This window comes from Clostridiales bacterium (assembly GCA_030016385.1).
In the GTDB taxonomy this organism is placed as follows: domain Bacteria; phylum Bacillota; class Clostridia; order Clostridiales; family Oxobacteraceae; genus JASEJN01.
Genome location: JASEJN010000054.1, coordinates 1 through 21,069, shown reverse-complemented (window position 1 = coordinate 21,069; position 21,069 = coordinate 1). Strand labels below are relative to the sequence as shown.

Below are 21,069 nucleotides of genomic sequence, written 5' to 3'. Positions count from 1 at the left end.
GCCTCTTGGGCAACACCACCGTTGGCATTCATACAGGCATCTTTCCATGCATGTATCTGCTCAACATAAAGCCCCTTTTGACGGGCATACTCAGCAAGTTCTGTTTCACTCATTCCTGCTGTTTCCACAACGATGAGGAACTTATCCTGAGTGCTCCATTTGTCGGATATTGCATCATTTGCAGGTGCAGCAATACCGTTTGCTCTGGCATTATCTCTCCAGTTGCGCAGCGTCTGCTCTGAGATGCCTTCCTCTTTAGATATTTTGCTGATAGACTCATTATTCGGAGGTAACATTCTCCGCGTGATCGAATTCTTTAACTCTTGACTGTATTGCATAGTGTCAGATCCTTTCCTGTGGTACCTCAATACTACCACAAATGCTTTTATTTATCACTGACAACTATGCTAACACATAGGGCACATGAAGATATAGCGGTTGGCCTCGGCTTTGGTCTTCTTCCATATGTAAAACAGATTCTCGGACTTCACCTGCCAATATACGCTAATATTAAACCATTTGATAGAAAAGATCTTTGTTTGTTATGAAATAAAATAGGATAGAGTTACAGCTAAAATTCCCAACAGTGCTTGGATAAAAACTTTTACAAAACTTAGGGATTCACTATTATAAAAAATACCATTGTGTAACAACCCTATTATTTTACATAGATATAGTAAGCTAAGAAATAAGGTACTTATAAAGTTATTTAAACAAAAGTGCTATTTTTTTGAACATTCAACCATTCTAAACATTTTGAAAATTATTATAATATAAATTAGCAATTAGATGACTTATGATAAGGGGAGAATTAGCATGGAACATACATTTAAATCTCATTTTTCAAAGCGAGACAAGTTATCAAAAATATTTAATAGAGATAAGTATTTGTGGATGATGATTCTATTTCCGCTTATATACTATATTGTTTTTAAATATATTCCTATGTATGGGCTTATTATTTCCTTTGAAAACTTTTCTCCATATAGGGGTATTCTTAAAGGACCATGGGTTGGGTTTAAATATTTCATCGAATTTTTTAATTCTACTTTTTTTTGGAGATTAATGAGGAATACATTTCTATTAAATGTATATAGCATCATTTTTGGATTTCCTGCGCCAATAATACTTGCACTAATCGTTAATGGAATAACAGCTAAATTCTATAAGAAATCTGTACAGACAATAAGCTATCTTCCTCACTTTGTATCGACTGTTGTAGTAGTAGGAATGGTAGTTAACTTTCTTTCTCCTACAACCGGACTTATAAATCACGTTCTTTCTTTTTTTGGTCAGAAACCAATTAATTTTATGATAATGCCTAGATGGTTTAGAACAATATATATTGCATCTGGTATCTGGCAAGAGGTTGGTTGGAGCTCGATAATATATCTAGCAGCTTTAAGTGGAGTTGACTCTGGGTTGTATGAAGCAGCAAAAGTAGATGGAGCAAACAAAATACAGCAGACAATATTTATTACCTTACCTTCTATTTTACCAACTATAATTATCATGCTTATTTTAAGAATGGGAAATATGCTTAGTGTAGGGGCTGAAAAGGTATTGCTGATGTATAATCCTCTTACTTATGAAGTTGCCGATGTTATTAATACATATGTTTATAGAATAGGTATAGGAAATAGTGAATTTAGTTACGGAAGTGCAGTAGGTCTATTCCAATCAGCAATTAATTTTATCTTAGTTGCTTCAGTAAACAAGATAAGTAAAAAAGTTAGTGAAATTAGTCTTTGGTAATAAAAGTAAAGGGGTATGAATATGAAAATTAAATTATCGTTAGAAGATAGAATATACAATATTATTAACATTATATTAGCGACTTTAGTACTTTGTATCACATTATATCCATTTTTGTATGTTATTGTTGCTTCTTTGAGCAGCCCTGAAAGTGTTAACAGTGGTTCAGTATGGCTATTCCCAATAGGCATAAATTTAAATGCATATAATGTGGTTTTAAAAGATAAACAAATATGGTCAGGTTATTTTAATACAATTTGGTACACTTTAATCGGTACGGTTATAAACTTAATTATGACGACATTGGCAGCGTATCCTTTATCAAGAAGAACTTTTAATGGCAGAAGAATAATAATGCCTATCATAGCCTTTACAATGTTCTTTGGAGGTGGGATGATTCCAACCTATATACTAATTAAAAATCTTGGAATGCTAGATTCAAGGTGGGTAATGGTTATACCTGGCGCTATAAGTACATGGAATTTAATAATTATGAGAAGTTTCTTTGAAAATATTCCTGAAAGCTTACATGAGGCAGCTATTATTGACGGCGCAAATGATCTATATATATTAGTTAGAATTGTTGTGCCTCTTTCAAAACCAGTGATGGCGGTAATGACGCTGTTTTATGCAGTAGGTCATTGGAATAGCTTTTTCGATGCTTTATTGTATCTTAATTCAAGTCAATTGTATCCGCTTCAGATGATTTTGCGTAAAGTGCTTATCCAATTTGATAATATGGAACAAATGAAAGCTATAGGAACATTTGAGGATAGAGAAAGTATAGGGCAGACTGTCCGATATGCTACAATTATCGTTTCAACATTACCTATATTATTAGTATATCCTTTTCTTCAGAAATACTTTGCCAGCGGTGTTATGATAGGAGCTATAAAAGGGTAAATATAAATTTATTAATATAAATAACTTAATATTAAAATTATATAAGGAGGTTTATTTATGAAGAATTTGCTAAAAAGAAATATTTCTGTGTTACTCATTGTCATGATGACTTTTTTATTTGTATCATGCAATAAAAAGGTAGAACAAACTTCAAGTGGGGTTAATTCTATGAGTGGAGGAAATGGTCTTCCAATTGTAAAGAATAAAATTACTTTGAAAATTGTTGCGCCAACATGGGCAACTACTGATGTTACCCCAGATATGGACTTCTATAAAGAACTAACGAAGAGAACGAATATTGCATTTAAGTTTGAATTACTTCCTCTCGAGGAAACAGCTCAAAAATTTAATTTGGTAATGGCATCAGGAAACTTACCAGATATTATATCATGGGGTGTTAAGAATGATATAGTAAAGTATGGAAAGGAAGGTGCACTTATTCCACTTGAAGATTTAATAAAAAAGTATGGACCTAATATTACATCTGTTCTTAACAATCCTCCAATTGATAAGGTACCATATCAGCAGAATATATGGGGAGATATAACTGCAAATGATGGTCATATTTATTCTATACCGTTTTTGAATCCATCTGATGCTATAGGTCCTGTTTTCGGAATAAGGACTGACTGGTTAAATAAATTGGAATTAAAAATACCTGACACGACAGATGATTTATACAATGTATTAAAAAAATTTAAAGAAGCCGATCCAAATGGTAATGGAAAAGCTGATGAGATTCCCTATGTGGCTGATACAGCTCACTGGGATGGAATACTTCCACTTGTTAACAGTTTTGGAGGACACATGGGTTTATATCTTGATAAGAATGAAGATACCATTAAATATGGACCTATTAATGATAGTTATAAAAAAGGGCTTGAATATATAAATAAATTATTTTCTGAAGGTTTAATAGATAAAGAATATGCTAATGTGACAAGAGATCAATGGTTACAAAAAATAACAAACAATCAGACCGGTCTTATATTTGTATGGCCTGGTAGTGGACTTGGTTCAGCGAATAAGGCTATTGAAAAAATTGGTGATGCAAGATATGATGCTATAATTCCATTTAAGGGACCAAATGGAGATAGATATAAAGATACAAGTCTTTCAGGGAGTCTTGCTGGTTTAAGATCATCGATAAGCTCAACCACTAAATATAAGGTAGAGATAATAAAATTGATAGATTATATGTTTTCTAAAGATGGTGAGCTACTGGTTAACTATGGTATTGAAGGAAAACATTATACTATGGTAGATGGAAAACCTCAATATACTGATTATATTCTAAAAAATCCTGACAGTAAAGATCCAGAACTTGCAAAGGTATCTAGCGGATTAAAAACAACAGTTTTACCATGGTGGGATACATGGGATGCAGAGATGGGAACTATGAAACAAACAGCTCCATGGACAGTTAAGGCATGGGAGATATACAGAGAACCTGGTATAATTGAAGCACCTCTTCCTCAGGTTACAATTGATGATGCATCAATAAACCGTAAGTTGGCTGATATTGAGACATACAAACAACAAGAAATTAATAAGTTCATAACAGGCCAACAGCCATTGTCAAACTTTAGTAATTATGTCAGTCAAGTTAAAAAAATGGGGATTGATGAAGTGCTGAAAGCATATAATGATGCTTATAAAGTATATAAAACAAACTCTGCAAAATATACAGTTGGTAAATAATCAGATAATAATAAAAATCGTCTCTTAATAATTTTAAATTTATTATGAGGCGATTTTATTATATAATAGTGCCTACCTATACAGAAGAGAAATAATTAGTAAATTCAATAGTTTGGCTTTAATTTATGTGAATGGGTTATATCTATATTCTTTTTCACTACAGTAACTTGACAGTATCTATTTTTGTATTAAGATGTTAATAAGTGGGAGATATTTTTCGCTTGTTTTGTAGAATAAGTTATATCGAAGATTTCATATTCTTTATAAAGCAATAAATAAGCTGCGATAGGGGGATGGAGCCTTGATGCATAATAACCGGAGGGAAATAAAAGAACAATATACAAAATGGTGGAACAAGGAGCTTGACAAGCCATTGCTCCAGTTAATGACCGAGAATAAGGATGCAGAAAACAGGGCTAAAGGATGGAATGGTTTCAATTTTTTGATCATTAAAGATGACCCTGAAAGGGTCATCAAGGAATTCGAATGCTCAATAAACAATTCAAAGTATTTGTGCTCGTCATATCCCGAGATATGGCTTAACCTCGGACCCGGTGTTATGGCCGCATACATAACAGGATACCTTGGCTTCAATGGCCATTCGGCATGGTTTGAACATCCCATGGAATGGGAAGATATTGAAAAGTCTTTGAACTTTATCGATGAGGACAATGATTGGTGGAAGTATACCTTGAAAATTGCTGAACTGACTGCAAAAAAAGCTTCTGGGAAATACTCAGTCGGAACAACGGATATAGGGGGGATAATAGATATATTAGCATCCCTTAGGACAACCCAAACGTTATTGCTTGAATTGATAGACCAGCCTGAGAAAGTTTTAGCAGCAGAAGAAAAAATACTCAAACTGTGGTTTTATGTGTATGATCGTGTAAATGAAAAGATAGAAAAGTATTGTGATGGTTATGATGCATGGATGGGAATATGGTGCCCCAAGAAATGGTATCCTCTTCAGGCAGATTTTTCTGCAATGATTTCTCCAAAAATGTACAGGCAATTTATAGAGCCTTTCATCAGAGAACAAACGAAGAGGCTCGATTATTCAATATATCATCTTGACGGACCGGGAGAAATACCGCATCTTGACATACTATTGGATATAGATGAACTTGACGGCATACAATGGGTGCCTGGCGCGGGAAATTTAGATGTGACATCAGAGGCATGGTATGATATTTACAGGAGAATACAGAAAAAGGGCAAAAACATAGTGCTTAATGGCGCTGATCCCAAGAAAATACAGGACTTATTCAAACACATATCACCTAAGGGCGTATTGGTATCGACGTATTGCAGCAACGAAGATGCCGATATGCTGATGGATTGGTATACCAAGACATATGATTAAAAAAAATTATTGCATGTGTATTATAAGCAGAAAAATATAAATGGAACATCGATATCGGTGTTCCATTTATCAATAAGCAGCTTAATTTTCATTTGAGTTTTGATGTTGCGGCAATTAAATGACTTACACTTGGGTGAAATTTTTTCTTTCCGGCCATTGACAGTTAAAGTTAGTGGGTATATACTCAAAGAGTAAGGAGATTAGCATATGCTAACTCCTAATTAAAAGGTTATATGTTAGCCATAGCTAACAATAAAGGAGGTTCATATATGGCAATCGAAAATGCAGCGATCTTAAACAGAGAAGATTTTAAGTCACGCTACCAGCATGCTGCAATCTCTCAGCATGTTATCCCTCTTAGCATGGTAGGCAGCGGTGAAAAGGTAAGTATCAAATCAATCGGCGGCAAGGATAAAACACGGCGTTTTCTATGTAATCTTGGTTTTGTTGAAGGTGCCGAGGTTTCAGTCGTATCCGAATTGAACGGAAACGTGATCGTAGCCATCAAAGGTACAAGGATGGCTATAAGCAAGGCTATGGCAAGCCGTGTTCTAACATTGCAATTAAATTAAAGGGAGGGTTTCGTGTGAAAACATTGAAAGAGGTCAAATGCGGTGAAACAGTATCCGTCGCAAAGCTCAATTGTTCTGGTGCGCTCAAGCGCCGTATCATGGATATGGGAATCACAAGAGGTACCGAAATTTTTGTCCGTAAAGTTGCTCCCCTCGGTGATCCTGTTGAAATCACTGTGCGCGGCTATGAACTTTCCATCCGCAAAAACGAAGCTGAAAATATCGAGGTAGTTTAAAAGGTATGATTTTTATTTTTATAGTGCCGAGTTAGCCATGGCTAACTTATGAAAGGGAGGAATTTAAATGAGTATAAAGATTGCTCTTGCCGGCAATCCAAATTGCGGTAAGACCACAATGTTCAATGACTTAACGGGCAGCACCCAGTATGTCGGCAACTGGCCGGGGGTTACTGTGGAAAAAAAGGAAGGAAGGCTTAGAGGCTATAAAGACGTTATTATCACTGATCTTCCAGGGATTTATTCTCTTTCTCCATATTCTCTTGAGGAGGTGGTCAGCCGCAACTATCTGATGAATGATCATCCCGACGCCATTATCGATTTGGTGGACGGCACCAATTTAGAGAGGAATCTGTACCTGACAACACAGTTGGTGGAGCTTGGGATTCCGGTTGTGATTTCGCTTAATATGATTGATATCGTCAAAAAGTCAGGCGACAGGATCGACACCAAAAAACTTGGAGCGGCTTTAGGCTGTGAAATCGTCGAGACATCGGCATTAAAAGGTACGGGAACGATGGAAGCGGCCGAAATGGCTATCAAGGCAGCTGAGGCCAGAACTGTTACAGTTCCACAGCGCTCCTTCAATAAGCGTGTTGAAGAGGCCCTGTCGGAGATTGATGAAAATTTTAAAGATCTCTTTGAACCGGAGCGCAACCGTTGGTATTCCATCAAGCTGTTCGAACGGGATGAAAAAGTACTGGAGGCACTTAAGCTGACAGCAGAGCAGAAAGAAAAGCTGGAAACAATCGTAGCTCCTGTGGAGAAAGAGTTTGATGATGACAGCGAAACAATCATCACAAATGAACGATATGAATATATTACCAAACTTATTGCTAAGTGCTTGCGAAAAAATCCTGGACATATGTCGACTTCTGATAAGATCGATCAGATCGTGACCAACCGCTTCCTCGCCCTTCCGATTTTCGTTGTCGTCATGACATTGATGTATTACGTTTCTGTAACCACGCTTGGAGGCATTGCGACAGATTGGGTCAACGATACCCTGTTCGGTGATTGGATCACCAACGGCGCTACGGCAGGACTGAAAGCTATCGGCGCTGCTCCATGGCTCATCAGCCTTATTGTGAACGGCATTATAGGTGGTGTCGGTACGGTGCTCGGTTTTGTACCGCAGATGCTTATACTTTTCTTCTTCCTTGCCATTCTTGAGGATTCGGGATATATGGCAAGAGTCGCTTTTATCATGGATAGGATATTTCGCAGATTCGGCCTTTCCGGTAAATCATTCATACCGCTTCTTATCAGTACCGGCTGCGGTGTTCCCGCGCTCATGGCGACGAGGACCATCGAAAATGAAAAAGACCGTAGGATGACGCTTATGCTGACAACATTCATGCCATGCAGCGCTAAGACTGTCATCATCGGCATGATAACAGCAACATTTTTCCCTCATTCTTTCTTGATGGCACCGGCTATGTATTTCCTCGGCATCGCAGTCATTGTGTTTTCAGGAATAGCACTGAAGAAGACGAAATACTTCGGAGGAGACCCGGCTCCTTTCGTAATGGAATTGCCACCGTATCATGTTCCATCACTCAAGGGCGTGCTGATTCACATGTGGGAACGCTCGCGGGCGTTCATCATCAAGGCTGGCACGATCATATTCACCGTTGTCGTAGTGATCTGGTTTTTTTCCACTTTCAGCCTGAGTATGCGTATGGTCGATATCGAGCATAGCATGCTGGCAGGTTTTGGACGCGCGATCGGATGGCTATTTGCACCTCTTGGGTTTGGCGACTGGAAAGGTGCTGTTGCCACGATTAGCGCTCTTATGGCGAAGGAAAGCGCCATCGGGACACTTGCGGTTTTACAGGGTATTGCTGATCCTGAAAACACACAAGCGGTTATAAGCGGTATCGCTTCCATGTTTACGCCGATTGCCGCATTTACCTACATGATCCTCAACTTGTTTGACCCGCCTTGCATCGTGGCTATGTCCACCCTTGCCAGAGAAATGGGCAGCAGAAAATGGACGACGATCGGCATCGGTTATCAGGTTGTACTCGGTTACAGCATGGCATTCATTGCCTACCAGCTTGGAGGATTTTTGTTCTATGGCGCTAACTTCGGAATCGGTCAGATCATTGCCATCATTGTCGTCGCTCTGATGGTGTTCCTGATTGTACGTCCGGCTTACCGTGAGAAAACTGCCTTCAATCATGCGGGAGCAAGGGCTTAATATATGGAACTGATTTGTAGGGGATGGTTAGCAAACTGTCCCCGGTTGACAGGGAGGTGTCCTTATGAATTTACCGACGATTTTAATTGGACTTATCATAGTTGCACTTTTAGTTTTTGACATCCGATATCTTGTGAAAAACGGAATGTGCGCAGTATGCGAAACAAAAGAAACATGCCGTTTAAGAAAGTCTACGGGCTGCAGCGGCTATTGTGCAGAATGCCGCGGATGTCCCTATGCCTCAGTTAAGGCAGCACCGGTCAAGCACTGATACGGTGCTGCCTTTCCGGTAGAGATGCCTGCTGTAAAGAGGTGACTTTGGAGGCTTTAATCTTGGCTTGATTATTTTTCAAGGAGGTCTTTTTATGAATTTACCGACAATATTTATCAGCCTTTTTATAATCGCTATGTTTGTCCTGGCTATACGCCATATTATAAAAAAAGGAACCTGCAATTGCGGTGACAAAGGTACGCGCCATTCGGGTTCCTCAAGCTGTTGCACACATTGCAACCAAGGCAAGATAAAAGGGTTGGATAAAGTGAAACATTAAATCCATCTGATATATTTTAACAGGAAATGGCTGTAAAAGGGGGAATTTTATTGTTGTCTTCCGCAAAAAAACGGTACCTGTTCGTAATTTACGAATTGGGAAAGCATAGTAACAAGGTTTCTTCAAAAGATATCGCACTCTCGTTGAAAATCAAGCGCTCAAGCGTTTCCAAAATGCTGAAAGCCATATCTGATGACAATCTTATCCGCAAGGAATATTATGGGAAGGTACAATTCAGCGAACAAGGTGCTCAGATTGCAAATCAGCTTTACAACAAATATGTGCTGCTTTATGCATATTTTTACAGGCATCTTAAAGTTTCCGCTAACGAAGCCAGGCATGATGCAATTCTCTGCCTATGCGATCTTTCAGATAATAGCGTACGAAAGATATCTTCCCTTGTGCTGACAGAACACCACGAAAAAGGATGATGGCTATTTTCTATCGTTTCATATGGTCTTTAATCCTGTCGAATGTTTCCTGGCTGATGATATGCTCCATGCGGCAGGCATCCTCGGCTGCGGTTTTTTTGTTTACGCCGATTGCGGTCAGCCAGTCAGTCAGAAGGCGATGGCGGTTATATATCCGTTCAGCTATTTTGAGCCCGGATTCCGTGAGCTCAATATAGCCTTCCCTGTCCATGGTGATATATCCTGCTTTTTTCATGATGGACATGGCGCGGCTGATGCTGGGCCTCGTAAATGACATCGCCCGAGCAATATCGACGGAGCGAACAAGCCCGATTTTATTTTTCAGAATCAAAATCATCTCCAGATAATTCTCGCCAGATTCCTGTATTTTCATATGCCCACCTTCCTTTACATTGAAACTTATGCTGTATTACTTAATATATTAGCAGTTGCTAACCAGCTTTGCAACACTTTTGCAATTGAGTTTTATTATAAAATCCAAATTTTTTAATATTATGCTATGGATTAATATATACTAATATAGTATAATATATGCGACGAGATTTGGACTCCAATTCTTTGCAATTTAATTTAGATATAAAATATATCTGCAAATAGGAAGTGTGAAAATGCTGAATAAATTACTGGAAATCAAGAACCTGCATGTGCAGGCAAGTAAAAGGGAGATTATCAAGGGCCTTGACCTTGTGCTCGGTAAGGGAGAGGTACATATCCTTATGGGACCGAACGGCGCAGGCAAGTCCACACTTGTCAACGCAATTATGGGACATCCGCAGTATAAAGTGACGGGAGGTTCCATTATTTTTGAAGGTGAGGATATCACGGCAAGCACCACGGATGAGCGGGCAAGAAAGGGTATATTTTTGTCATTTCAGAATCCCGAAGAAATTCCGGGGATCACCGTTGAGAACTTTCTGCGTACGGCGTGCAGCACTGTTACCGGCAAGCCTTTGAAGGTTCTGGCATTTAAAAAAGAACTTGAACGGCGCATGGAAGAGCTTCAGATGGATAAATCATACGCATCCCGCTATCTCAACGTCGGGTTTTCTGGCGGAGAGAAAAAAAAGAATGAAATTCTGCAGATGCTGATGATGAATCCAAAGCTTGCAATCTTGGATGAAACCGACTCAGGCCTCGATGTGGATGCCGTACGCATCGTTTCACAGGGCGTGAGAAAATATAAAAACGAGGACAATTCATTGCTTATCATTACACACAATACGAATATCCTTGAGGATATTACTCCGGACTTTGTCCACGTTTTAGTAGATGGACGAATTGTCAAAACAGGCGGCGCTGATCTCATTGAAGAGATAAACCGTTCCGGTTTCGGTGAATTTGCCCAGGCAGCATCAATCTGACATATATGAAAAGCAGGTGAGACATTTGTCGAAGAAAAAAGTTTCAGTAATAGATATTGACCGTACAATTTATGATATAAAAGATAAAGAAAACGCAAGTTTCAAAGTTTCAAAAGGTTTGACACCGGATATCGTACGCCAGATTTCGGCTGAGAAGAACGATCCAAAATGGATGCTTGATTTTCGCCTTAAATCTCTTGAAATTTATAACCGGCTGGAATTGCCTGTCTGGGGTCCTTCGCTCCACGAGCTTGACATGGATAACATAGTGACTTATGTTCGGCCGGATACCGAAATGCGTGGGAACTGGTCGGAAGTGCCGGAAGATATCAAAAACACATTTGTGCGTTTGGGCATCCCTAAAGCCGAGCGAGATTACCTTGCCGGAGTAGGGGCACAGTATGATTCAGAAGTCGTCTACCACAGTGTTCGGGATGAAGTTGTAAAACAGGGCGTCATATATACCGACATGGAAAGCGCAATTAAGGAATATCCTGACATAGTAAAGTCGCATTTTATGAAGCTCGTGCATCCGGAAGATCACAAATTTGCGGCTTTGCACGGTGCCGTATGGTCAGGCGGCTCTTTTGTTTACGTGCCTGCAGGCGTGAAGGTTTCCATTCCGCTCCAGTCCTATTTCAGGCTCAATGCACCTGGCGCGGGGCAGTTTGAACATACGCTGATAATTGTGGAAAAGGGTGCAAGCGTTCATTTCATCGAGGGATGCTCCGCTCCGAAATACAACGTTACAAACCTCCATGCAGGATGCGTGGAGCTTTATGTAGGCGAAGGTGCAACCCTCAGGTATTCGACCATCGAAAACTGGTCAAAGAACATGATGAATCTCAACACAAAGCGTGCGCGGGTGGAAAAAAACGGAAAGATAGAATGGATTTCAGGTTCGTTTGGGTCAAAGGTTTCTATGCTTTACCCGATGAGCATATTAAGCGGCGAGGGCGCCAAAGCCGAATTTACAGGCATCACATTCGCAGGCCGCGGTCAGACGCTTGATACGGGTGCGAATGTCGTTCATGATGCTCCCCATACTTATTCGGTCGTCAATACTAGATCCATCTCCAAGGACGGAGGTGTCAGCATATTCCGCGGCGGGGTGACAGTGACTGAGAAAGCCCGCCATTCTAAATCATCTGTATCCTGCGAATCGCTGATGCTTGACAGCATATCCCGATCGGACACGATTCCGGCCATGGATATACAAAACGACGAAGCGGATGTGGGCCATGAGGCGCGAATCGGCAGGATCAGCGATGATGCCATTTACTATCTTATGTCCCGCGGAATCAGCGAGTCTGATGCCAGGGCACTGATTGTGCGTGGATTCGCAGAGCCGGTTGCAAAGGAGCTTCCAATGGAATACGCTGTGGAAATGAATAACCTGATAAATCTGGAAATGGAAAATCATTCAGCCGGTTCCACAGGCGGAAAGGAGTGAAAAAGTATGCAGGTTAATTTAAAAGAATTTAATATCCTTCCCGCCAAAACCTGGCGGTGGATAGGTGTCAACGGAGGGGAGATCGATTTTACCGTCCCTTCCATAAGGCCATATAAGTTTCAAGCATTTACAGGTCAGGTACCTGATGGCGCTGAGGTATATAATATTTTCAAAGATGGGATAGTATTTATGGATGATGAGACAGACCCTACGATAGCGCCTGAGATAGTCAAATTCATGAGGGCAAGCCACAATAGCGGTTACTTCATCCATATAGCCTCCGGCAAACGGATTGAGGAGCCTATCGTGTTCGATTACAATGTCGGATTGAATGCTCCCTCCGTCCTTGACGACAACATAGTCATTGCTGAAGAAGGTAGCGATGCAACAGTAGTTTTGCATTATGCATCGCAGGAACAGATTAAGGGTTTCCATTTTGGAATGACAAAACTGATCGCCAAAAAGGACGCGCATATAAAGCTTGTGCTTGTGCAGATGCTTGGTGAATCCTGTCAGCAGTTTGATACGGTCGGAGCATTTGCCTTCGAAGGTGGGCGCATCGAGGTTATCGCATCGGAGCTTGGCGGAAAGCGTGCGTTTTTAAACTGTAAAACATGTCTTTCGGGACCGAAAAGCGCTTTCGATATGGGTGTCGTTTATTTCGGCGATGGGGAACGCAAGATAGATATAGGAATCGTCGCCGAGCATAAAGGCAAGAATACAGAGAGCAAAATAGAAGCACATGGCGCATTGCTCGATTCGAGCGAAAAAATCTTCCGTGGAACTATTGATTTTAAAAGAGGTTCTTCGGGCTCCAAGGGACGCGAAGAGGAGACTACCATGTTGCTTGGTCAGCATGTGCGCAATCGTACTGCTCCTCTTATTCTCTGTGCAGAAGAAGATGTCGATGGGCGCCACGCCGCAAGCATCGGTCATGTCGATGAAGACCGGCTTTTTTACCTGATGTCTCGTGGATTGAATGAGTCCGAGGCAAGGAAGATGCTCATCGAAGCTGCTTTTTCACCTGTAGTGACAAGAATTCCCGTGCCGGCTTTTAGGCAGGAGATTTCAGATTATCTTATAGAAAGGCTGAACAAAATTGAGAAGATATAAAGATGACTTTCCGATATTGCAAACAACTGTAAACGGCCATCCGCTTGTATACCTTGACAGTGCGGCCACCGCTCAAAAGCCGAATCCTGTAATAGATGCTGTCGCATCTTATTATCGAGAGGCAAATGCAAACCCGCATCGTGGCAATTATGACTTGAGCGTTCGGGCCACTGAAGCTTACGAGCAATCGCGTGAGGTTATTCGCAAATTTATCGGAGCTGAAAAACCTGAGGAGATCATCTTCACCAGAAATACTACCGAATCCTTCAATTTGCTGGCATACAGCTATGGCATGAATTTTATAGGCAAGGGTGACGAAATCGTAATTTCCATATTAGAGCACCACAGCAACCTCATTCCGTGGCAGCAGGTGGCAAAAGCAAAGGGTGCCACCCTTAAATACCTTTATATCAACAGTGAAGGGGAAATTTCTGATGAAGAGATCGAGAATAAGATTACAGAAAAAACTAAGTTAGTTTCAATTACCCACGTTTCCAACGTGCTCGGCTCTGTCAGCCCCGTTGAGAAAATTATAAAAAAAGCTCATAGTGTGGGAGCCGTAGTTGCGCTTGACTGCGCGCAAAGCATCCCGCATTTTAGAATAAATGTTAAAAAACTCGGTGTCGATTTTGCCGCATTCTCCGGACATAAGATGATGGCGCCGATGGGCATCGGCGTACTCTATGGAAAAGCAGAGCTGCTCGACAAGATGCCGCCGTTTTTTACCGGAGGAGATATGATCGAATATGTTTACGAGCAGGACTTTTCGCCAGCGCCTCTGCCGCAGAAATTTGAAGCCGGTACCCAGAACGTAGGGGGCGCAGTCGGGATTGCTGCTGCAGCACATTATATCGAAAAAATAGGATATGAAAATATAATGAAAACCGAGACGGAGCTTACCAAATACGCGCTCGAAAGGCTTTCCACAGTGCCCTATATTACTATTTACGGCAAGCAGACCGGAGCGGGACGCTGCGGTGTCATATCCTTCAATATCAAAGATGCCCATCCGCATGACGTATCTTCCATAGTCGATGCAGGCGGTGTTGCGATCAGATCGGGTCATCACTGCGCGCAACCGTTAATGAGGTATCTGGGTCTCAACGCAACCTGCAGGGCAAGTTTTTATTTTTATAACACTCTCGAGGATGTCGACATTCTTGTGGAGAATCTCAAATCAGTGAGGAAGTGGCTGGGTTATGGGGCTTGAGGATGTTTACACCCAGATTATCATGGAGCACAACGCTTCGGGCAAAAACAAGCATCATATAGATTCGCCGAACGTAGTTCTAAAGGGTGTAAATCCAAGTTGCGGAGATGAAATTACCCTTGAGCTGAGAATTAAGGATGGAAAAATTGAGGATGCTGCTTTTACCGGAATTGGCTGTGCCATTTCGCAGGCTTCCACTTCGATCATGATCGATCTTATAAAAGGTGGTACGGTGGAAGAAGCGAAGGCTCATATTAAAACATTTATGGGTATGATCCGGCATGAAATAACAGATGAGCAGCAGCTTGAAACCCTCGACGAGGCGGTGGCTCTTAAGAATATTTCTCACATGCCATCGAGGGTTAAATGTGCGGTTCTCGGGTGGCACACACTTGAGGATGCGCTTCAAAAAAAGAGTTAAAGTCCATGCAGTTCCGAAAATAGATCTAAAATATCAAGGCTTTAGTCAATGAACGAGATGGACAGATTGGAGGTAGACATGCGCATAACACAGGAAGCTGATGACGCAGTTAGGATAATCGATTGCTTGGTAGCGCGCGATAAAAGGCTTGACGCCCGAACAATATCGGATACTACCGGAGTGACGCTTCGTTTTACACTTAAAATTCTGAGAAAGCTTGTGAAAAATGGCATAGTGAAGTCCTTTCTCGGCGCATCCGGCGGGTATGAGCTCGCCAAAAAGCCTGAGAAAATTAATCTGAGGGAAGTCATCGAAGCGGTAGATGGGCCGATAGCGATCAATCGCTGCCTTTCGGGCAATATGCCGTGCGGATTGGCTGAAGCGGAATGCAGCTGTTATTATCACCAAATTTTTGCCAATATTTCAAAGACTATTCAGGAACAATTAGAAAGCGTCAGTTTTGAAAAAAGTATCAGGAATAGCCGCTGATTGCCCTATAAGTCTGCGGATGTACAAGATAAAGCCTGACGCGAAGGCTGATATGTTCCCCCTATGGCAGGCAGTTAAAATAATAAAACTGTTAACCATAAGGAGGAGAAGTTCAGACTCGCTACCAGGCTTTTTTATATCTTAAACTTAAAATATGTTGGGAAAATACTTTGCTTTATTGCATACTGGAAATGGTATTGACCCACTTAACAAAAGAATCCATATACTGCTGCAGGAATTTTTTCATCGATTCGTTCACGACATCGCCTTTTTCGTTTAAAATGGATGATACATTTCTGATATAGGCTTCCGGTTGCTGCAGCAAAAGAATGTTCAGAAAAACCATAGATTGGCGCAGATGATGATTTGCACCGAATGCACCGAGACTTCCCGGTGATACGCTGATAATGCCTCCTGCTTTTCCGCTCCATGCATTTTGTCCATAAGGTCTTGACCCGACGTCCAGTGCGTTTTTCAGCACGGCCGGAACCGATCTGTTGTATTCAGGAGTCACAAAAAGGCAGCCATCTAACGGCTTTATTTTGGTGCGAAATTTTGTCCATGATTCCGGTGGCCTGCCTTCGTCATCGAGATCCTGATTGTACATCGGAAGATCAGCTAAATCTATTATGTTCATTTTGAAATTCTCAGGGGCCAACGATGAAACAAAGTTTGCAATCGCACGGCTGAAAGACGCCTTTCGCAGACTTCCCACAAACACTCCAATAGTTTTATTATTCATAAGTTGCACCTCCCTATATTTATTTTACCATTTTTTGCTCTTATGGCAATATGAATATCTATCTTTGCAAAACGGGTTTTGATTCTGCCCTGAACAAGTTTACAGACTCTTAAGTCCTTTGAACTTAGCGATTGAAAGAATATTCCTCGAATATAAAAGTATACATCCATTGCAATCTGCGGATTGTGTTTTTATCTTTTATATTATATAATTGTAAGCGGTTACTGAAGGTGATAATTATGGCGAATATAGACGATGTAGCAAAGCTTGCCAACGTTTCAATTGCTACTGTTTCAAGGGTTTTCAACAATAGCCCTTATGTAAGCGAAAAAGCCAAGGCAAATGTACTTAAGGCTGCAAAGGATCTTGGATATGAACCGAGCATACTTGCAAGAAGCCTTGCTATGAAAAAGACAAATACGATAGGTCTTATTGTTCCCGATATTTCAAACCCTTATTACGGTGGCGTCGTAAGGGGAATAGAAGATGTATGCAATCTATACAAATATAACATTATTCTATGCAATACCGACAACTCAAAAGATAAGGAAATACAGTATATAAATATGCTTAAAAGCCGGTGGGTCGACGGTATAATATTTCACAGCAGTTATCTTTCAGATGAAGTGTATAAAATATTCGTCGACAGCAGGATACCATTTGTGCTGGCAGGGAGAGGAACGAAGTATGATGTGCCATATGTGGTAATAGATAATAAAAAGGCTGCATATGATGCTACCGAATACCTGATATCAATGGGGCATAAGAATATAGGCATAATCCATGGCCCGTTGGAAGGGATGAGGGAGACAGTGGACAGCGTCGACAGATTGATGGGATATAAAGAAGCAATGAAAAAAAACGGGCTTGAAATTTGCGATGAGCTTATAAGAGAAGCAAATTTCAAGGCAAAAAGCGGATATGATGCAACACTTGAAATGCTGAAATCCGGAATACTGCCTGATGCTGTTTTCGCCATAAGCGACATAATGGCCATGGGTGCAATTAATGCAATATTCGATTTCGGCTTAAAGTGCCCTGAAGATGTATCGGTGATAGGATTCGATAATATCGACATTTCAGAAATTACGAGGCCCTCTCTGACCACCGTAGCACAGCCCATGTATGATACCGGTGCCACAGCCGCAAAAATGCTGATAAAGATAATTGGCAATGAAATACTGGACAAGAAGAACATTATTTTAAAACATAATATAGTAATAAGAAACTCATGTTGTAAATTTAAAAATTTTTAAAACATTGTTGTGCGGATACAATAAAGGGAGTCATGGCAGGAGCCATCAATAATGTTTATTTATGCATGCACAAAATTTCGGCCCATAAAGAAAGCTGATTTTACTTAAGGATACGGAGGTTTTTATGAACAAAGCGATTTATCCATTTGAAGAGTGGAAAATAACAGAAAATGAATTCGATATTGGAACAAATTATAGGGATGAAACTATTTTTTCTCTGGGCAACGGATATTTCGGCACGAGAGGTACATTCGAAGAGGGATATTCGGGCAGACTGGATACTACTTTTAATGCTACGTATATCAACGGGTTCTATGAGATACATGGTATAAGCTATCCTGAAGGCGGCTATGGGCTGCCCGACATCGGCCAGACGATGATAAATGTGGCGGACGGCAAAATCATCAAGCTTTTTATTTGTGGGGAAAGATTTGATTTATTAAAGGGAAAGATATTATCTTATGAAAGAACTCTATATATGAAATATGGATATTTGGAGAGAAAAATCAAATGGGAGTCACCAGGCAAAAAAATTGTGGAAATAAATATTAAAAGGCTCATTTCCCTTACAAGGCAGCATCTCGGGGTGATAATATTTACCGTAAAGCCGATTAATTTTACGGGGGATATCACATTCATATCTGAGGTTAACGGCGATATTGTAAACAACAAAGAAACCAAAGATGTTCGTGTAGGGAACAATATATCAGGCAGGGTACTTGAAACTTTCGGAATTAAAACCGAAGGGTTGGAAGGATGGATTTTGCAGGGTACGAAAAGAAGCAAATTGAAATATGCTTGTTCTTACGATCATGAGATTATATCCGATGACGATTATGATATGAATGCTGTAAGCGATGCAGACTTAGCGGGAGTAAAAATTGATGTAGACGTATCTTCAGGCAGGGAATATACTTTGATTAAATATATATCTTACTATACATCAAGGGAGTGCACTGAGGAAGAACTAATAAGCAATGCCTTGAATGAAGTCAAACATGGAAAGAATGACGGCCCGGATGTGATTTTTCGCGAACAGAAGGATTATCTCAATAAATTTTGGGATGATGCCGATATAATAATTGACGGCAACACAGCGCTGCAGCAGGGCATAAGATTCAATGAATTCCAACTGCTTCAATCAGTCGGAAGAAGCGATATAACAAACATTTGCGCAAAGGGACTTACGGGTGAAGGTTACGAAGGCCATTATTTCTGGGATTCGGATGTTTATATAATGCCGTTTTTTCTTTATACCGTTCCGGATATAGCAAGAAATTTTGTTATGTTCAGGTATAATTTGCTGGATGCGGCCAGAAAGAGGGCAAAAGAGCTCGGATATAAGGGGGCGCTGTATCCTTGGAGAACCATCGACGGTCCGGAATGTTCCGCATTTTTCCCGGCGGGAACAGCTCAATACCACATAGATTCCGACATAGTTCTGTCCGTCAAAAAATATGTGGAAGCAACTTTAGATTATGATTTTTTATATAAATACGGTGCCGAAATAGTGTTTGAGACAGCGAGACTATGGCTTAGCATAGGTTCGTATATACCATTGAGAGGAAATAAATTCTGCATTAATTGTGTGACGGGTCCTGATGAATATACAGCCCTTGTTGATAATAATGCATATACAAATTACATGGCAAAAATGAATTTGGAATACGCATGTGAGATCGCTAAAGATATGAAAAACAAAGCTCCTGAAGCTTACAGAAAAGTGGCTGAAAAAATCGCCCTTACACAAAAGGAAATCGATGCTTTTGCCGATGCCGCACAAAATATGTATCTGCCGTATTCAGAAGAGCTTAGCATAATCCCCCAGGACGATACCTTTATATATAAAAAAAGAATAAATGCCGATGATATACCGCAGGATGAAAAGCCCATACTTCTTCACAGGCATTACCTTAATATATACAGGTACCAAATTTGTAAACAGCCCGATGTTTTGCTGCTTATGTATTTGCGAGGGGAGTTATTCAGCAAGGATGAACTTAAGAAAAATTATGATTATTACGAGCCTATTACGACTCATGATTCTTCTCTGTCATCTTCCATATTCAGTATACTTGCGAATGATATCGGTTATTTTAGCAAAGCGTACAGGTATTTTATGATGACTTCAAGAATGGATCTCGATGATTACAACGGGAATGTTAAAGACGGCATCCATACGGCATGTATGGCCGGAGCATGGAGCGCCGTCATAAGTGGCTTTGGAGGTATGAAAGTATATTCGGATGGGCTTCATTTTACACCTGCACTTCCGAAAGAATGGAATTCCTTATCGTTTAAAGTAAAATACAGAAACTGCAGGCTATATGTCAGAATAGATGATAAGAATATAATATTCAAGCTTCTGGATGGCAGCAGCCTTGATATATATCTGTATGATGACAGGATATCGCTTGAAAATGGAGAAAGGATAATTAAAGAGGTGTTATAAATTGAATTACAAAGGAGTAGTTTTCGATCTTGACGGTGTTATAACAGATACCGCAAAGTATCATTATTTGGCATGGAAAAAGTTGGCCGACGAACTCAATATATATTTTGATGAAAGGATAAATGAAAGATTAAAGGGTGTAAGCCGTTTAGAATCTCTTGAAATAATACTTGAGAGAAGCGATAGGCATTTTACGGACGGAGAAAAGGAGTATTATGCAAATAGAAAGAACGAATATTATAAAGAGATGATCAAGGGCATAACGCCCCATGATATACTTCCAGGAGTATCAAAGCTTATCGATGGGTTAAGGGTATCAGGCATAAAAACGGCTGTTGCGTCGGTTAGTAAAAATGCATATACCGTTATCGATAACCTTGGAATAAAAGATAAGTTCGATTATATAGTCGATGCCGCCAAAATAAAGCACGGAAAGCCGGATCCTGAAATATTCATAAATGCGGCGCAGGGCATTAAAGTTGATCCCAGTTTATGTATCGGTATTGAAGATTCAAAAGCGGGTATTGAGGCTATAAAAAGAGCCGGCATGCTATCCGTCGGCGTAGGAAATCCACAGACTGTAAAGGAAGCTGATGTTATTCTGAAAGACTTGGGAAACCCGGATGATATATTAAAGCTTTTATAACGTAAAGCCATAAGGGAGAGTTAAAATAAACGATTACTCTTCCTTTTTTAATAATAAATAAGGAATAAATTATATATAACATAGACATAATTTCTTTAATAGTATTGCATATAGCAAAATAAAAATTTGGAGATAAGTTTATGGATTTGATATATTAACTCGTTGTGCTAGCTTTTTTACTGGTAAAAATTGCGAATGAAAAACCCCA

At 40.2% G+C, this 21,069-nt stretch carries 22 protein-coding genes; 19 read left to right on the top strand and 3 right to left on the bottom strand.

Going from position 1 to position 21,069, the window contains the following annotated elements; all coding sequences use genetic code 11:
* Positions 1-296, bottom strand: a 296-nt coding sequence (locus tag QME45_11655; protein ID MDI6619308.1) for a helix-turn-helix domain-containing protein, incomplete at its 3' end; no start/stop codon positions are given.
* Between the two features lie 520 nt (positions 297-816).
* On the opposite strand from QME45_11655, the gene QME45_11650 reads away from it, so the two are divergent.
* The 10 genes from QME45_11650 (at position 817) to QME45_11605 (ending at position 9,718) form a co-directional block, all read left to right on the top strand.
* Positions 817-1,755 (top strand): ABC transporter permease subunit, encoded by a 939-nt coding sequence (locus tag QME45_11650; GenBank protein MDI6619307.1) that lies wholly within the window; start codon positions 817-819, stop codon positions 1,753-1,755.
* Positions 1,756-1,776: 21 nt separating this feature from the next.
* Complete coding sequence (locus QME45_11645; protein MDI6619306.1) at positions 1,777-2,658, top strand: carbohydrate ABC transporter permease; 882 nt, start codon at positions 1,777-1,779, stop codon at positions 2,656-2,658.
* 57 nt (positions 2,659-2,715) lie between these two features.
* Positions 2,716-4,359 (top strand): extracellular solute-binding protein, encoded by a 1,644-nt coding sequence (locus QME45_11640; GenBank protein ID MDI6619305.1) that lies wholly within the window; start codon positions 2,716-2,718, stop codon positions 4,357-4,359.
* A 304-nt stretch (positions 4,360-4,663) separates the two neighbouring features.
* A complete protein-coding gene (locus QME45_11635) occupies positions 4,664-5,725 on the top strand; it encodes a hypothetical protein (protein MDI6619304.1) in 1,062 nt (353 codons plus the stop codon).
* A gap of 269 nt (positions 5,726-5,994) precedes the next feature.
* The gene (locus tag QME45_11630) at positions 5,995-6,297 is read left to right on the top strand and encodes a FeoA family protein (protein ID MDI6619303.1); all 303 of its coding nucleotides are present in this window, start codon (positions 5,995-5,997) and stop codon (positions 6,295-6,297) included.
* 14 nt (positions 6,298-6,311) lie between these two features.
* Positions 6,312-6,533 (top strand): ferrous iron transport protein A, encoded by a 222-nt coding sequence (locus tag QME45_11625; protein ID MDI6619302.1) that lies wholly within the window; start codon positions 6,312-6,314, stop codon positions 6,531-6,533.
* A gap of 67 nt (positions 6,534-6,600) precedes the next feature.
* Complete coding sequence (gene feoB / locus QME45_11620; GenBank protein ID MDI6619301.1) at positions 6,601-8,736, top strand: ferrous iron transport protein B; 2,136 nt, start codon at positions 6,601-6,603, stop codon at positions 8,734-8,736.
* A 64-nt stretch (positions 8,737-8,800) separates the two neighbouring features.
* On the top strand, positions 8,801-9,007 hold the full coding sequence (locus tag QME45_11615; protein ID MDI6619300.1) for a hypothetical protein: 207 nt from the start codon (positions 8,801-8,803) through the stop codon (positions 9,005-9,007).
* A gap of 94 nt (positions 9,008-9,101) precedes the next feature.
* Positions 9,102-9,287 (top strand): hypothetical protein, encoded by a 186-nt coding sequence (locus QME45_11610; GenBank protein ID MDI6619299.1) that lies wholly within the window; start codon positions 9,102-9,104, stop codon positions 9,285-9,287.
* A gap of 53 nt (positions 9,288-9,340) precedes the next feature.
* Positions 9,341-9,718 carry a metal-dependent transcriptional regulator gene (locus tag QME45_11605; protein ID MDI6619298.1) on the top strand — a complete coding sequence of 126 codons (378 nt, stop codon included), beginning with the start codon at positions 9,341-9,343 and terminating at the stop codon, positions 9,716-9,718.
* A 10-nt stretch (positions 9,719-9,728) separates the two neighbouring features.
* On the opposite strand, the gene QME45_11600 is transcribed toward QME45_11605, so the two are convergent.
* Complete coding sequence (locus tag QME45_11600; GenBank protein MDI6619297.1) at positions 9,729-10,091, bottom strand: metal-dependent transcriptional regulator; 363 nt, start codon at positions 10,089-10,091, stop codon at positions 9,729-9,731.
* A gap of 235 nt (positions 10,092-10,326) precedes the next feature.
* On the opposite strand from QME45_11600, the gene sufC reads away from it, so the two are divergent.
* The 6 genes from sufC (at position 10,327) to QME45_11570 (ending at position 15,765) form a co-directional block, all read left to right on the top strand.
* Positions 10,327-11,079: a Fe-S cluster assembly ATPase SufC gene (gene sufC, locus QME45_11595; protein ID MDI6619296.1), complete on the top strand. Its 753-nt coding sequence runs from the start codon at positions 10,327-10,329 to the stop codon at positions 11,077-11,079.
* A gap of 25 nt (positions 11,080-11,104) precedes the next feature.
* The gene (sufB, locus tag QME45_11590; GenBank protein MDI6619295.1) at positions 11,105-12,532 is read left to right on the top strand and encodes a Fe-S cluster assembly protein SufB; all 1,428 of its coding nucleotides are present in this window, start codon (positions 11,105-11,107) and stop codon (positions 12,530-12,532) included.
* Positions 12,533-12,538: 6 nt separating this feature from the next.
* Entirely contained in the window at positions 12,539-13,645 is a 1,107-nt protein-coding gene (locus tag QME45_11585; GenBank protein MDI6619294.1) for a SufD family Fe-S cluster assembly protein, read from the top strand.
* On the top strand, positions 13,632-14,855 hold the full coding sequence (locus QME45_11580; GenBank protein MDI6619293.1) for a cysteine desulfurase: 1,224 nt from the start codon (positions 13,632-13,634) through the stop codon (positions 14,853-14,855). Before QME45_11585 ends, QME45_11580 begins: the two co-directional genes overlap by 14 nt.
* Positions 14,845-15,276, top strand: a complete 432-nt coding sequence (locus QME45_11575) for an SUF system NifU family Fe-S cluster assembly protein (GenBank protein ID MDI6619292.1) — start codon at positions 14,845-14,847, stop codon at positions 15,274-15,276. The genes QME45_11580 and QME45_11575 overlap by 11 nt, the downstream gene beginning before the upstream one ends.
* Before the next feature lie 78 nt (positions 15,277-15,354).
* Positions 15,355-15,765: an Rrf2 family transcriptional regulator gene (locus QME45_11570; GenBank protein ID MDI6619291.1), complete on the top strand. Its 411-nt coding sequence runs from the start codon at positions 15,355-15,357 to the stop codon at positions 15,763-15,765.
* A gap of 175 nt (positions 15,766-15,940) precedes the next feature.
* Here the strand turns inward: QME45_11570 and QME45_11565 are convergent, their stop codons facing one another.
* Positions 15,941-16,507, bottom strand: a complete 567-nt coding sequence (locus tag QME45_11565) for an NAD(P)H-dependent oxidoreductase (protein ID MDI6619290.1) — start codon at positions 16,505-16,507, stop codon at positions 15,941-15,943.
* 239 nt (positions 16,508-16,746) lie between these two features.
* Between QME45_11565 and QME45_11560 the strand changes: the two genes are divergently transcribed.
* The 3 genes from QME45_11560 (at position 16,747) to pgmB (ending at position 20,861) form a co-directional block, all read left to right on the top strand.
* Positions 16,747-17,763 carry a LacI family DNA-binding transcriptional regulator gene (locus QME45_11560; GenBank protein MDI6619289.1) on the top strand — a complete coding sequence of 339 codons (1,017 nt, stop codon included), beginning with the start codon at positions 16,747-16,749 and terminating at the stop codon, positions 17,761-17,763.
* Between the two features lie 124 nt (positions 17,764-17,887).
* Entirely contained in the window at positions 17,888-20,215 is a 2,328-nt protein-coding gene (locus tag QME45_11555) for a glycosyl hydrolase family 65 protein (GenBank protein MDI6619288.1), read from the top strand.
* 1 nt (position 20,216) lies between these two features.
* The gene (gene pgmB / locus QME45_11550; protein MDI6619287.1) at positions 20,217-20,861 is read left to right on the top strand and encodes a beta-phosphoglucomutase; all 645 of its coding nucleotides are present in this window, start codon (positions 20,217-20,219) and stop codon (positions 20,859-20,861) included.
* Positions 20,862-21,069 lie beyond the last annotated feature (208 nt).